This is a genomic window from Kitasatospora sp. NPDC048365 (assembly GCF_043200835.1).
GTDB classification, from domain to species: domain Bacteria; phylum Actinomycetota; class Actinomycetes; order Streptomycetales; family Streptomycetaceae; genus Kitasatospora; species Kitasatospora terrestris.
On record NZ_JBICYJ010000015.1, the window covers coordinates 169021 to 183600 of the forward strand.

The window sequence follows — 14580 nt, forward strand, 5'->3', positions numbered from 1 at the left end:
CCCCGCCGGGTACGAGAGGACCGGCGCGACAGTTCGGCGACGCGTCGTGACCGGGCGGGGAAACCCCAGCTCAGCTGCCCGGCACCGCTGCCAGCACCGGCACCGGCGCCACCGACGGCGAGGGCACCGGGGACGCCCCGGTGGTGCTCGTCCCGCTCTCCGGCCGCCGCGGCGGCTCGCCCGCCCCGCCGACCCCGCGGTAGATCGCCGCCACCGCGACCGCCACCACGCTGACGCCCATCACCAGCGCCAGCACCCAGGCCACCGGCCGGTGCCAGCGTTGCTGTGCCACCTGCCGGCCGTGCCCGGCCGCCAGCGGGTCGAAGCCGACCCTGCCCCAGCGGGACCGCCGGCGGGCCCGGTCGCGGCCCGACCACGGATCCGGGAAGTACCGGTCGTCGTCCAGACCCTCCGGGTGCGGACGCAGCTCCAGCGGCAGACCCTCGCCGGAGATCGTCAGCTCATAGCCCCGGCCCGGCCCGGCGTCCGGCTCGAACCGCGCCTCGGCGGCGGCCAGCTGCCGCTCCCGGGCGCTCGGTTCGTGCACGGCGGCGGAACGGACGAAGGCCTCGTCGAAGACCACGGTGGCGAACTCGTCGTCCGCACCACCGTGGTCGGCGCCGTCGGAGTACGGCGAGCCCCCCACATCCTCAGCCACGGATTCAGCGTATTACCGGGCGGACGATTTGTCTGTGGCTCCCCGCAGTTGCTCCGTCACCCGGGTGCACCGATTGGGCCGTTCAGCACCCGTTCAGCACTCGTACGGCACCCGGGCGGAGCCGGGTCAGCCCCCGACGGTCTGCGTCGCCTCACCGCGGACATGGCCGTCACCAGTCACGATGTACTTGGTCGAGGTCAGCTCCGGCAGGCCCATCGGGCCGCGCGCGTGCAGCTTCTGGGTGGAGATCCCGATCTCCGCGCCGAAGCCGAACTCACCCCCGTCGGTGAACCGGGTCGAGGCGTTGACCGCGACCGTCGTCGAGTCCACCAGCTGCGTGAAGCGGCGCGCCGCCGCCTGCGAGGTGGTCACGATCGCCTCGGTGTGCCCCGAGGTCCAGCGCCGGATGTGCGCCACCGCCTCGTCCAGCGAGGGCACCACGGCCGCGGCGATGTCGTACGACAGGTACTCCGCCGCCCAGTCCTCGTCCGTCGCCGGCACCACCGACGCCCCGGTGCCCTCGGCCGCCTTCAGCACCGCGTCGTCGCCGTGCACCGTCACGCCCACCCCGGCCAGCGCGGCGAGCGCCAACGGCAGGAACGCGTCCGCGACGTCCTGGTGGACCAGCAGCGTCTCGGCGGCGTTGCACACGCTCACCCGCTGCGCCTTGGAGTTCAGCAGGATGCCGACCGCCATCGCCAGGTCCGCCTGCGCGTCCACGTACACGTGGCAGTTGCCGGTGCCGGTCTCGATCACCGGGACGGTGGAACCCTCCACCACGGTGCGGATCAGCGAGGCGCCGCCGCGCGGGATCAGCACGTCCACCAGGCCGCGGGCCCGCATCAGCTCCTGCACCGAGTCCCGGCTCTCGCCCGGCACCAGCTGCACCGCGTCGGCCGGCACGCCCGCGGAGGCCACCGCGGCGCGCAGCACCTCCACCAGCGCGGTGTTCGACCGGTACGCCGAGGCCGAGCCGCGCAGCAGCACCGCGTTGCCCGACTTCAGGCAGAGCGCCGCCGCGTCGACCGTCACGTTCGGGCGGGCCTCGTAGATGATCCCGACCACGCCGAGCGGCACCCGCACCTGGCGCACGTCCAGCCCGTTGGGCAGCGTGTACCCGCGGACCACCTCGCCGACCGGGTCGGGCAGGCCGACCACCTTGCGGACGTCGTCGGCGATGGCCGCGATCCGCTCCTCGTTCAGGGTCAGCCGGTCGATCACCGACTCCGCGGTGCCCGCCTCGCGGGCCCGCGCCACGTCCTCGGCGTTGGCCGCGGTGATCTCCGCGCTCCGCGCCACCAGCGCGTCGGCGATCGCCACCAGCGCAGCGTCCTTGACACTGCGCGGCAGCGGGGCGAGCACGGCGGCCGCCTCCCGGGCACGGCGCGCGGTGGCGAGGACGGGGCTGTCGGCAACGGAGAGATCGCTCATGCGGCAAGGGTAGCGAGTACGCCCCCACAGGCCGCCAACCGTTTCAGCAGACGGTCACCCGGTCAGTACGGCTGGACGCTGCCCAGCTGCGGGGGCGGGTCGCCGAAGCCCTCCGCGACGCGCTGGTGGTAGGTGGCCCGGTCGACCACCTCCAGGCCGACGATCTCCCACGGCGGGAGGCCGGCCGAGACCTTGTGCTCGCCCCACAGCCGCAGCGCGATCGCCGCCGCGTCGTGCAGGTCCCGCGCCTCCTCCCAGTAGCGGATCTCCGCGTGGTCGGCCGCGTAGCGCGCGGTCAGGAAGAACGAGTGGTCGTGCGCCAGCCGCTCCAGCCCCGCCCGCAGCTCGGCGAGCGGCGTCACCCGCCCGGCGACGCTGAGCACCACGTGCCACAGCCGCCCCTGCTCGCGCTCCGCCCCCTCGTCGTCGGGCCCGTCCGCCCGTGCCTCGGACGGCCGTGCGGTGCGCTCCCGGACCGTGCCGCCGTCCGGCTCGGCGGACCGGCCGCCGGTGATGCTGGTGAGCCGTCGCTGACCGACGGCCGCCCGCTCGGGCAGCGCTTCCTCCCGCCTGCGTCCCACCAGCGGCCTCCTGTTCAGCGGTGTCGCGTCCACGGGCCCGAACGGCCCGCCCGTAGCCACCCCCGTCAGCCGCGCAGGACGACCAGGTCGTCCCGGTGCACGACCTCACGCTCGTACGCGGCGCCGAGCTCCTGGGCGAGTTCCCGGGTGGAGCGGCCGAGCAGCCGGGGCAGCTCCCTCGCATCAAAGTTGACCAGTCCGCGGGCGACGATGTGACCGTTTTCGCCAAGAAGGTCGACGGGATCGCCCGCGGCGAAGTCCCCGTCCACCTTGGTCACCCCGGCGGGCAGCAGCGACGCGCCACCGTGCAGCACGGCCGCCACCGCGCCGTCGTCCAGGGTCAGCGCGCCGCGCGGGGTGGACGCGTGCTCCAGCCAGAGCAGCCGGTCCGCGGAGCGGCTGCCGGTGCGCCGGAACAGCGTGCCGGTCCGGCGCCCGGCCAGCGCGTCGGCCGCGTGGCTGGCGGCGGTCAGCACCACCGGGATGCCGGCGCCGGTCGCGATCCGGGCCGCCTCGACCTTGGTGACCATGCCGCCGGTACCGACGCCCGCCTTGCCGGCGCTGCCGATCTCCACGTGCGCGATGTCCTCGGGGCCGCTCACCAGGTCGATCCTGCTGGTGCCGGGCTTGCTCGGGTCGCCGTCGTACAGGCCGTCCACGTCGGACAGCAGCACCAGCAGGTCGGCGCGGACCAGGTGGGCCACCAGCGCGGCCAGCCGGTCGTTGTCACCGAACCTGATTTCGGCGGTGGCGACGGTGTCGTTCTCGTTGACGATCGGCATCGCGCCCATCGTCAGCAGCTGGTCCAGCGTGCGGTACGCGTTGCGGTAGTGCGCCCGCCGGCTGGCGTCCTCGGCGGTCAGCAGCACCTGGCCGACCCGCAGGCCGTAGCGCGCGAACGAGGCGGTGTAGCGGGCCACCAGCAGGCCCTGGCCGACGCTCGCCGCGGCCTGCTGCCGGGCCAGGTCGCTGGGGCGCCGGTCCAGCCCGAGCGGGGCCAGGCCGGCCGCGATGGCGCCGGAGGAGACCAGCACCACCTCGGGTGCGTCCGGCCGGTTGCGCACCTTGGCGAGGGTGTCCACCAGCGCGTCCACCCGGTCGGCGTCCAGGCCGCCGGCCGCGGTGGTGAGCGAGGAGGAGCCGACCTTGACGACGATCCGCCGAGCCGCGAGGACTTCCTCCCGCAGTGTCTGATCCGCCATCAGCTGTGACCCTTCGCACGACGTTGCACGGGGGCAATCTACGCGATGCGAAGGGTCACCAGAGACCGGGTTTCAGTGGGCGAACGGCAGGCCGCCCGTTCCGGTCAGTCCTCGTCGTCGCCCTCGATGGCCTCGCGGCCCGAGCTGAGCGCCTCGAAGGCGAGGTACTCGCGCTCCGCGGCGTCGCGGCCCTTCTGCTTCTCGCGGCGGCGGTCGACCGCCGGCCGGGGGTTCTCGAAGCGGTGGTCCTCGCCGCGGCGGCCGAGCATCTCCGCGCCGGCGGCCATGGTCGGCTCCCAGTCGAAGACCACGGCGTTCTCGTCGGGGCCGATGATGACGGTGTCACCCTCGTGCGCGCCGACCTTCCACAGCTTCTCCTCGACGCCGAGGCGGGCGAGCCGGTCGGCGAGGTAGCCGACGGCCTCGTCGTTGGAGAAGTCGGTCTGGCGCACCCAGCGCTCCGGCTTGGAGCCGCGGATGCGGTACGCGCCGTCCTCCTCCTCGATGGTGAACCCGGCGTCGTCGACGGCGGTCGGCCGGATGACGATCCGGGTCGACTCCTCGACCGGCTTGGCGGCGCGGGCCTGCGAGACGATCTCGGCGAGCGCGAAGCTCAGCTCGCGCAGGCCCTTGTGGGCGAGTGCGGAGACCTCGAAGACGCGGTAGCCGCGCTCCTCCAGGGAGGCCCGGGTCAGGTCGGCGATGTCCTGGCCGTCCGGCACGTCGACCTTGTTGAGGGCGACCAGTCGCGGCCGGTCCTCCAGGCCGCCGTACTGGGCGAGCTCGTCCTCGATGGTCTCCAGGTCGGTGAGCGGGTCGCGGCCCGGCTCCAGGGTGGCGCAGTCCAGGACGTGCACCAGCACCTCGCAGCGCTCCACGTGCCGCAGGAACTCCAGGCCGAGACCCTTGCCCTGGCTGGCGCCGGGGATCAGGCCGGGCACGTCGGCGATCGTGTAGACGGTCGAACCGGCGGTCACCACACCGAGGTTGGGGATCAGGGTGGTGAACGGGTAGTCGGCGATCTTCGGCTTGGCGGCGGACAGCACGGAGATCAGCGAGGACTTGCCGGCGCTCGGGTAGCCCACCAGGGCGACGTCGGCGACGGACTTGAGCTCCATCACGATGTCGCCGGACTCGCCGGGCTCGCCGAGCAGCGCGAAGCCGGGGGCCTTGCGGCGGGCGGAGGCGAGCGCCGCGTTGCCGAGGCCGCCGCGGCCGCCCTGGGCGGCGACGAAGCTGGTGCCGTGGCCGACCAGGTCGGCGAGCACGTTGCCCTTGCGGTCGAGCACCACGGTGCCGTCCGGCACCGGCAGGACCAGGTCGCCGCCTTCCGCGCCGGTCCGGTTGCCGCCCGCGCCGGGCTTGCCGTTGCCGGCCTTGCGCTTGGGCGAGTGGTGGTACTCGAGCAGGGTGGTGATCTGGGAGTCGACGGTCAGGATGACGCTGCCGCCGCCGCCGCCGTTGCCCCCGTCGGGGCCGCCGAGCGGCTTGAACTTCTCCCGGTGCACGGAGGCGCAGCCGTGGCCTCCGTTACCCGCGGCGACGTGCAGCTCGACGCGGTCCACGAAGGTGGTCATGGGGGTGCCTCCAGTACGAAGAAAAATGTCGGTCCTGCGGTAAAGCATGAAGGGTGAGCCGGATAATCCGGCCCACCCTCCATTGAGTCCTAGCTGACTCAGGCCTCGACGGCCACGATGTTGACGACCTTGCGGCCGCGGCGGGTGCCGAACTCCACGGCACCGGCGGTCAGCGCGAACAGGGTGTCGTCGCCGCCACGGCCGACGTTGGCGCCCGGGTGGAAGTGGGTGCCACGCTGGCGGACGATGATCTCGCCGGCGCTGACGACCTGGCCGCCGAAGCGCTTCACGCCGAGGCGCTGGGCGTTCGAGTCACGGCCGTTGCGGGTAGAGCTTGCGCCCTTCTTGTGTGCCATTTCTCGTTATCCCCTTACTTGCTGACCGAGTCGATGCTGGTGATGCGCACCGCGGTGTGCTTCTGGCGGTGGCCCTGACGGCGGCGGTAGCCCGTCTTGTTCTTGTAGCGGAGGATGACGAGCTTCTCGCCCTTGGTCTGGTCGACCACCTCGGCGTGCGCCTTCACGCCGCCGAGCACCCACGGGTCGGAGGTGACAGCGTCACCGTCGACGACCAGGATGGTCGACAGCTCGACCGAGTCACCCGGCTTTGCGTCGATGCGGTCAATCTCCAGCACGTCGCCGACGGCGACCTTGTGCTGGCGGCCGCCTGCGCGAACGATCGCGTACATGCGGTACCTACTTTCCCAACTCGGTCGGAGCTCCAGATGCCAGCCGCCTGGGTACGGACACAGGGGCCTCCCCCGCTCCCCGGAGGGTGCGGGAGGTGAGATGCTCGGGAGCAATGGCGTAGACACGCCGAGGGTCAAGAATACGGACCGGTCACCCTTGGGGCAAACCGGGCCCTACCCGGTGCGGGGCGGGCTCGCAAGCCCGCCCCGCACCAGGGGCGTCACTCGGCTGCGCCGTCACCTTCGGCGGCCGCGGCCTTCTTGGCCGCCGCGCTGGTCCGCTTGGTGGCGGTCTTGCGGGCGGTGGTCTTCTTGGCGGCGGTGGCGGCGGTCTTCTTCGCCGCCACGGTCTTCTTCGCCGCGGTCTTGCGGGTGGCCCGCTTCTTCGGCGCGGGCGCCTCCTCCTCGGCCTCGGCCTCGGTCCCGGCGGCGTCCGACTCCTCCGCGACCGCCACCGCCTCCGGCTCGGCCTCCTCGGCGGGAACCGTCTCGGCGGCGCTCAGCGCGGCCTCCAGGGCCGCCTCGGCGCGGTTCTGCAGCACCACGATCTCGGCCTCGCCGGGCGCACCCGCCGGAGCGGTCGCCTTGCGCACGGCCCGCCGGCGCGGGCGCCCGGCCGGCGCCGCCGGAGCGGCCTCGACAGCGGTCTCCACGACGGCCTCGGCCACGGCCTCGACCGGCTCCGCGGTGACGGCGCCCAGCTGCTCGGCAGCCTCCTCGACCGCCTCCACGGCGGCCTCGACGGCCTCCACGGCCTCGGCGAGCTCCTCGACCTCGGTCTCGACCGTCACGGCCTCGGACTCGGCCTGCGCGGCCCCGCCCTTGCCCCGACGGCGGCGCTTGGAGCTGGTGCCCTCGCCGGCCGCCGCGGCCTGGCCGCCGCCCGCGTGGACGTGCGGCTGGTCCATGTGGACGATCACGCCGCGGCCGTTGCAGTGCACGCACGGCTCGGAGAAGGACTCCAGCAGGCCCTGGCCGACCCGCTTGCGGGTCATCTGGACCAGGCCCAGCGAGGTGACCTCGGCCACCTGGTGCTTGGTCCGGTCGCGGCCCAGGCACTCCAGCAGGCGGCGGAGCACCAGGTCGCGGTTGGACTCGAGCACCATGTCGATGAAGTCGATCACGATGATGCCGCCGAGGTCGCGCAGCCGCAGCTGGCGGACGATCTCCTCGGCCGCCTCGATGTTGTTGCGGGTGACGGTCTCCTCGAGGTTGCCGCCCTGGCCGACGAACTTGCCGGTGTTGACGTCGACGACGATCATCGCCTCGGTCCGGTCGATCACCAGCGAGCCGCCCGAGGGCAGCCAGACCTTGCGGTCCAGCGCCTTCATCAGCTGCTCGTCGATCCGGTACGTGGCGAACACGTCCACGTCCGAGGTCCACTTCTGCAGCCGCTCGGTGAGGTCCGGGGCCACGTTGGACACGTACTCGTGGATGGTGCTCCAGGCGTCGGCGCCGGAGACGATGACCTTGGTGAAGTCCTCGTTGAAGATGTCGCGGACGACCCGGACGGTCATGTCCGGCTCGCCGTACAGCAGCGCCGGGGCGTTGCCGCTCGCGGCCTTCTTCTGGATCTCCTCCCACTGCGCCTGCAGGCGCTGCACGTCGCGGGTGAGCTCGTCCTCGCTGGCTCCCTCGGCGGCGGTGCGCACGATGACGCCCGCGTCGTCCGGGACGATCTTCTTGAGGATCTGCTTCAGGCGGGCGCGCTCGTTCTCCGGCAGCTTGCGGGAGATGCCGGTCATCGAGCCCTCGGGCACGTAGACCAGGTAGCGGCCGGGGAGGGAGATCTGGCTGGTCAGGCGGGCGCCCTTGTGGCCGATCGGGTCCTTGGAGACCTGGACCAGCACGGACTGGCCGGACTTCAGCACCGACTCGATCCGGCGCGGTCCGCCGTGGCCCATCGCGCCGAAGTTGACCTCACCGGCGTACAGCACCGCGTTGCGGCCCTTGCCGATGTCGACGAAGGCGGCCTCCATCGACGGCAGCACGTTCTGGACCTTGCCCAGGTAGACGTTGCCGACGTACGAGGTGGCCTGCTCCTTGTTGACGTAGTGCTCGACCAGCACGCCGTCCTCGAGGACGCCGATCTGGGTGCGGGCGCCGTTCTGGCGGACCACCATCACCCGCTCGACCGACTCGCGGCGGGCCAGGAACTCGGCCTCGGTGATGATCGGCACCCGGCGGCGGCCCAGCTCGCGGCCCTCGCGGCGGCGCTGCTTCTTGGCCTCCAGGCGGGTGGAGCCCTTGATGGACTGCACCTCGTCCGGGTCGAAGGCGGGCTCGGTGGAGCGGCGGCGCGGCTCGCGCACCTTCACCACCGTGCGGACGCCGTCCTCGGTGGTCTCCACCGGCTCGGCGGCACCCTCGCCGCTGCGGCGGCGACGGCGGCGACGGCGGCGCGAGGAGGACAGGCCGGCGGCCAGGTCGTCCTCGTCGCCCTCGTCCTCGTCGGTCTCGGGCTCCTCGGCGGCCTCCGCGTCGGCGGTGCCGGCGGCCTCGGCCTCGACGGCCTCCGGCTCCTCGGCCTCACCGCGGCGGCGGCGACGGCCACCACGACGGCGGCGGCGGGACGGACGGCCGTCCTCCCACTCGTCCTCGGCCTCCGGGCCGGCCGCGGCGGGCGCCTCGACCTCCTCGGGCTCCTCGACGGGCGCCTGGACGGGCGCCTGAACGGGCGCCTGAACGGCGACCGGCTCGGGCTTCGGCCGGGACTTGGGCTGCACCCGGACCGCGGTGCGGACCCGGCGGCGGCGGCCGACGCCGCTGTACTCGAACTCCTCGTCCTGCTCGGCCTGCGGCTCCGGCTCCGCCTGGGCGGCGGCCTTCACGGGCGCGGCCTTCACGGGCGCGGCCTTGGCGGGCGCGGCCTTGGCGGGCGCGGCCTTGGTGGGCGCGGTGAACGGCGCGGGCTCCTGGAAGACCGGCGCCTGGAAGATCGCGGTGGACGGGCGCACGGCACGGCGGCGGACCCGGCCGGTGGGCTCGGGCGCCGGCTCGGCGACGGCCTCCTCGACCGCCTCCGGCTCCTCGGCCTCCTCCTCGGCAGCCTCGGCCTCGACGGCCACCGGCTCCGGCTCGGCGACGACGGTCTCCGGCTCGGCCGCCGGGGACTGCGCGGGGGCGGTGGCGCGCTTGCGGGTACGGCGGGCGCGGACCGGCTTCTCCTCGGCCTCGGCCGACGCCTCCGCGGGGGCCTCGACGGGCTCCGCGACGGCCTGCGGCTCGACGACGGCCTCGGCCGGCGCCTCGGCGGCCGGCGACTGCTCGGCGGCGGTGGCGCGCTTGCGGGTACGGCGGGCGCGGACCGGCTTCTCCTCGGCCTCGGCCGACGCCTCGACGGCGGCCTCGGCCGGGGCGGCGGCGGGCTCCTCGACCGCGGCGGCGGTCTCCGGCGCACCGGCCGGTGCCTCGGCGCGCTTGCGGGTGCGCCGGGCACGGACCGGCTTCTCGGCGGCCTCGGCCGCCGGGGCCTCCGTCACCGGGGCGGCCGGCTCGGCCGGCGCCTGGGTCTCGGCGGGCAGCACCGTCTCGGCGGCCTCGGTGGCCGCGCCCTGCGGCGCGCCGGCGGGCCGGGACACGGCCCGGCGGCGGCGACGCGGCGGAGCGGCGGAGGTGCCGCCGTCGGCATCGTTGGTGTGGTCGCCCGCAGCGGACTGCGGTTCGGTGTTCTCGAGCATGCGGGTGGATCTCCCGTCAGGCCCCCGGGCTCCGCATCCAGGCACGGCTCGGCACGGTCGATCCGGTCGGCCTCAGTGAGGGCGGGCCGACTCGTCCGGTGCCGCCGCGCGGACGCGAGGCCGCACAGGGGCTCGTAGTCTCGCTCGGCGCCCCGCGGGATGCGGGGTGTCGAAAGTCTTCTGGTCTGACCAGTCTTCTAGTTGTCAAGGCCGGGCCACTGGGGGCTCGGACCGCGCGACGACGCTCGCTCCCCTGGGGAGCCGCGGGGGCCGGGGAGCCGCAGGCCCGGAAAGTTCGGGCCTGCGCTCCCGCCCACTCGGCGGACGGCAGATGCGCGCGGCTGGCGGCCCTACTGGCCGGCCGGGGCCGCGGCGCGGTCGAGCGCCAGCGGGTCGGTCACCGTGCCGGACTCCTCGTCGAGCGGCCCCTGCGCCAGCCTGGTCACCTCAGCGGGGACCGGCGGCGCCAGGTCGGCCGTCGCACGGAGACCGGACAAAACGTCGTCGGGTCGTACGGCAGGTGTGGCATGTCGTACTACCAGCCGCAGTATCGCACAGGGAGTGGCCGTCCGAACATCACTGCCACTCTCCGTGCCGGTGTCGTTACCATTCCCCACCTGCGTGGAGTCAACCTCGAACGCGGCGACCGCGCCACGGGCGTCGAAGGTGCGCAGCCCGTTCTTGGTCATCCGCTGGACCTCGACGGTCTCGGCGGCCAGGAAGGTCGCCACCGCGGCAGCCGCCTCGGCGGGCTCCACGCCGGCCAGGCGCAGCTGCCACTCGGACGCCTCCAGGCGCTCGACGAAGTTGGCGGTGCGGACCTCGACGGCCTCGGTGATGTCCAGGCCGGGCGGCAGCGACTCGTCGAGCTGCTTGCGCAGCAGCTCCGGGTCGCGGTGCGCGGCGAGGCCGATCTCCAGGTACTCGGCCTCGCTGGCCACACCGGTCGGGGCGGCGTTGGCGTACGAGACCTTCGGGTGCGGGGTGAAGCCCGCCGAGTAGGCCATCGGGACGCTCGAGCGGCGGAGCGCACGCTCGAACGCCCGCTGGAAGTCGCGGTGGCTGGTGAAGCGCAGACGGCCTCGCTTGGTGTAGCGGAGACGGATCCGCTGCACCGTCGGCGCGGGCGGCGGACCGTCGGGCGTGCGGCGTGCCAGGGCGCTCAGTCCTTAGTCAGTTGTCCCGCCGGCCTCGCACAACTGGCTCCGGCCGGACTCTGTCACGTCAAAGGGTACGCGCCCGTAACCCCCGCCCGCGCCGCCCGGGTCAGCCGGACAGTCCCCCGCGGACGTCGCGCAGCACCTTGCGGACCGCGTCCCGGACCGCCAGGCGCACCGCGCGCAGCTCCGCCTTGGCCGGCCACCACACCTCGCGGCGCAGCCACCGGCAGGGCCGCAGGACCGCGGCCCGCCACAGCCGGCCGGCCACCCGCCACGCCCAGCGCAGCACCCGGCCCAGCAGCCGCAGCGGCGGATACAGCACCCAGCGCCACAGCGGCAGCAGCAGCCACCGGTACGCGGCGGACAGCGGGACGACCACCAGGTGGTGCCAGAGCGCCGGCAGCGCCGTGCGCGCCAGCCACCCCAGGGCGTGCCCGAGCGGCGTCAGCAGGTACCGGTGGAGCGCCTGCACGGGCAGCACCAGCAGGTACCGCACCAGCCACCGCAGCGGCACCACCAGCAGGTACCTGACCGCCAGTGGGACGCCCGACCCCAGCAGCCACCTCAGCCCGTGGCCGAGCGGGGTCAGCAGGTAGCGGTACCCGGCCCGGGCGGGGACGACCAGCAGGTAGTGGAGCAGGGCCGCCCCGCCGGTCAGCACCAGTCGGCGCAGCGCGTGGCCGAGCGGCGTCAGCACCCGGCGGCCGACCCAGCCGGCGGCCCGCCCGAGCGCGACCAGCCCGAGGCCGACCCAGCGCAGCGGGGTGAGCAGCAGGTACCGGCCGAGCACGGCGAGCGCGACGCCGATGCCGATGGCCAGCCACCGCAGGGCGTGCCCGACCGGCGTCAGCACGGACCGGTACAGCCAGACCGCCGGCACCGCCACCAGGTACCGCCCGCACCACGCCAGCGGCACGGCCACCAGGTACCGCCCGCACCACGCCAGTACCCGGCCGAGCCCGGAAAGCAGCCACCACAGCGCCCGCCCGGCGGGCGTCAGCACATGCCGGTACAGGGCCACCGGGAGCCGGACCAGCAGAGCGGTCCCCAGCCAGGCCAGCGCCCGCCCGACCGGCGTCAGCACGTGGCGGTACAGCCAGACCGCCGGCACGGCCACCAGGTACCGCCAGCACCACGCCAGCGGCGCGGCGATCAGGTACCGCCCGCACCACGCCAGCATCCGGCCGAGTGCCCGCGCGGCGGGTGCCAGGACGTGGCGGCCGACGGCGGCGAGCGGACGGACCACCAGGTGTTCGACGACGACGGCGAGGCCGCGGCCGGTGGCGCGGGTGGCGGCGACCAGCAGCTCCCAGCCGAAGCGGACGGGCACCACGACGGTCAGCGCCACCACGCGGGCGGTCCAGCGCACCGCGACGGTGAGCGCGGTGTCCCCCACAGCCGGCGGCGGCTTCTCCAGTTGCACCACAGCAAGTCCCCCCGATCATGCCGACGGCCCCTTCTCCAGCGAGAACGCCGGGAAGGGGCCGTCAGGTTGCGGCGTGGTATTACGAGTTGACCACGGTCAGCGGCAGCAGCTTCTTGCCGGTGGGGCCGACCTGAATGTGGGTGTCCATCTGCGGACAGACGCCGCAGTCGAAGCACGGGGTCCAGCGGCAGTCCTCGACCTCGACCTCCTCCAGGGCGTCCTGCCAGTCCTCCCAGAGCCAGTCCTTGTCGAGGCCGCTGTCCAGGTGGTCCCAGGGCAGCACCTCCTCGTAGGTGCGCTCGCGGGTGGTGTACCAGTCGACGTCGACGCCGGTGCCGGCCAGGCCCTTCTCGGCGGAGGCCATCCAGCGGTCGTAGGAGAAGTACTCGCGCCAGCCGTCGAAGCGGCCGCCGTCCTCGTACACGGCGCGGATGACGGCGCCGATCCGGCGGTCGCCGCGGGAGAGCAGGCCCTCGACGATGCCGGGCTTGCCGTCGTGGTAGCGGAAGCCGATGTTCTTGCCGAACTTGCGGTCGCCGCGGATCGAGTCGCGCAGCTTGGCGAGGCGCTCGTCGGTGGCCTCGGCGGACAGCTGCGGGGCCCACTGGAACGGGGTGTGCGGCTTGGGCACGAACCCGCCGATGGAGACGGTGCAGCGGATGTCGTTGGTGCCGGTGACCTCGCGGCCCTTGGCGATGACGTTCTTCGCCATGGTGCCGATCTGCAGCACGTCCTCGTCGGTCTCGGTGGGCAGGCCGCACATGAAGTACAGCTTCACCTGGCGCCAGCCGTTGCCGTAGGCGGCGCCGACCGTGTTGATGAGGTCCTCCTCGGACACCATCTTGTTGATCACCTTGCGGATCCGCTCGGAGCCGCCTTCGGGGGCGAAGGTCAGACCGGAGCGGCGGCCGTTGCGGGACAGCTCGTTGGCCAGGTCGATGTTGAAGGCGTCGACCCGGGTGGACGGCAGCGAGAGGCCGACCTTGTCCTCGGCGTAGCGGTCGGCCAGGCCCTTGGTGATGTCGGCGATCTCGCTGTGGTCGGCGGAGGAGAGCGAGAGCAGGCCGACCTCCTCGAAGCCGGTCGCCTTGAGGCCCTTCTCGACCATCTCGCCGATGCCGGTGATGCTTCGCTCCCGGACGGGACGCGTGATCATGCCGGCCTGGCAGAAACGGCAGCCGCGGGTGCAGCCGCGGAAGATCTCCACCGACATCCGCTCGTGGACGGTCTCGGCGAGCGGGACCAGCGGCTGCTTCGGGTAGGGCCACTCGTCGAGGTCCATCACGGTGTGCTTGGAGACCCGCCACGGCACGCCCGGACGGTTCGGCACCACGCGGCCGATCCGGCCGTCGGCCAGGTACTCGACGTCGTAGAAGCGCGGGATGTACACGCCGCCGGTCTTCGCCAGGCGCAGCAGCAGCTCGTCGCGGCCGCCGGGGCGGCCCTCGGCCTTCCAGGCGCGGACGATCTCGGTGATGTCCAGTACGGCCTGCTCGCCGTCGCCGATCACGGCGGCGTCGATGAAGTCGGCGATCGGCTCGGGGTTGAACGCGGCGTGGCCGCCGGCCAGCACGACCGGGTGGTCGACGGTGCGGTCCTTCGCCTCCAGCGGGATACCCGCCAGGTCGAGCGCGGTCAGCATGTTGGTGTAGCCGAGCTCGGTGGAGAAGGAGAGCCCGAACACGTCGAAGGCGGCGACCGGGCGGTGCGCGTCCACCGTGAACTGCGGGACGCCGTGCTCGCGCATCAGCGCTTCCAGGTCCGGCCAGACGCTGTAGGTGCGCTCGGCGAGCACGCCCTCGCGCTCGTTCAGCACCTCGTAGAGGATCATGGTGCCCTGGTTGGGCAGGCCGACCTCGTACGCGTCCGGGTACATCAGCGCCCAGCGGACGTCACAGGCGTCCCAGTCCTTGACGGTCGAGTTGAGCTCGCCACCTACGTACTGGATCGGCTTCTGGACGTGCGGGAGGAGGGCCTCCAGGCGTGGGAAGACCGATTCGACAGTCATGCGCAAGGACCTTTTTCGGAGAAAACAGGTGACCCTCAAGAGTAGCCGAAGCGGAGAGCCCCGGGGGGGGGGGCGCCCCCCCCCCCGCGGGGCGGGGGGCCCGGGGGGGGGGGGGGGCGGGGGGGCGCCCGGGCGCCGCCGGCGGCGGGGGGGGGGGGGGCGGGGGGCC

General features: G+C 73.8%; 11 protein-coding genes. All 11 read right to left on the reverse strand.

Annotation, left to right across the window (positions count from 1 at the left end; all coding sequences use genetic code 11):
- Positions 1–70: 70 nt before the first annotated feature.
- On the reverse strand, positions 71–658 hold the full coding sequence (locus tag ACGFX4_RS17900; protein ID WP_393074827.1) for a hypothetical protein: 588 nt from the start codon (positions 656–658) through the stop codon (positions 71–73).
- Between the two features lie 126 nt (positions 659–784).
- Complete coding sequence (locus ACGFX4_RS17905) at positions 785–2089, reverse strand: glutamate-5-semialdehyde dehydrogenase (protein WP_393074830.1); 1305 nt, start codon at positions 2087–2089, stop codon at positions 785–787.
- Between the two features lie 62 nt (positions 2090–2151).
- Entirely contained in the window at positions 2152–2670 is a 519-nt protein-coding gene (locus tag ACGFX4_RS17910) for a hypothetical protein (RefSeq protein WP_393074833.1), read from the reverse strand.
- A 65-nt stretch (positions 2671–2735) separates the two neighbouring features.
- Positions 2736–3872 (reverse strand): glutamate 5-kinase, encoded by a 1137-nt coding sequence (gene proB, locus ACGFX4_RS17915; RefSeq protein WP_393074836.1) that lies wholly within the window; start codon positions 3870–3872, stop codon positions 2736–2738.
- Between the two features lie 104 nt (positions 3873–3976).
- Complete coding sequence (gene obgE / locus ACGFX4_RS17920) at positions 3977–5449, reverse strand: GTPase ObgE (protein ID WP_393074839.1); 1473 nt, start codon at positions 5447–5449, stop codon at positions 3977–3979.
- Between the two features lie 98 nt (positions 5450–5547).
- Complete coding sequence (rpmA, locus tag ACGFX4_RS17925) at positions 5548–5805, reverse strand: 50S ribosomal protein L27 (protein WP_345697040.1); 258 nt, start codon at positions 5803–5805, stop codon at positions 5548–5550.
- Positions 5806–5819: 14 nt separating this feature from the next.
- The gene (rplU, locus tag ACGFX4_RS17930) at positions 5820–6137 is read right to left on the reverse strand and encodes a 50S ribosomal protein L21 (RefSeq protein WP_253798267.1); all 318 of its coding nucleotides are present in this window, start codon (positions 6135–6137) and stop codon (positions 5820–5822) included.
- A gap of 221 nt (positions 6138–6358) precedes the next feature.
- The gene (locus tag ACGFX4_RS17935; protein ID WP_393074844.1) at positions 6359–9817 is read right to left on the reverse strand and encodes a ribonuclease E/G; all 3459 of its coding nucleotides are present in this window, start codon (positions 9815–9817) and stop codon (positions 6359–6361) included.
- A gap of 350 nt (positions 9818–10167) precedes the next feature.
- Positions 10168–10932, reverse strand: coding sequence for a TIGR03936 family radical SAM-associated protein (locus ACGFX4_RS17940; protein WP_393074847.1), 765 nt, complete (start codon positions 10930–10932; stop codon positions 10168–10170).
- A gap of 151 nt (positions 10933–11083) precedes the next feature.
- Positions 11084–12403, reverse strand: a complete 1320-nt coding sequence (locus tag ACGFX4_RS17945; RefSeq protein ID WP_393074850.1) for a hypothetical protein — start codon at positions 12401–12403, stop codon at positions 11084–11086.
- Between the two features lie 79 nt (positions 12404–12482).
- Entirely contained in the window at positions 12483–14411 is a 1929-nt protein-coding gene (locus ACGFX4_RS17950; RefSeq protein WP_393074852.1) for a TIGR03960 family B12-binding radical SAM protein, read from the reverse strand.
- Positions 14412–14580: the final 169 nt, after the last annotated feature.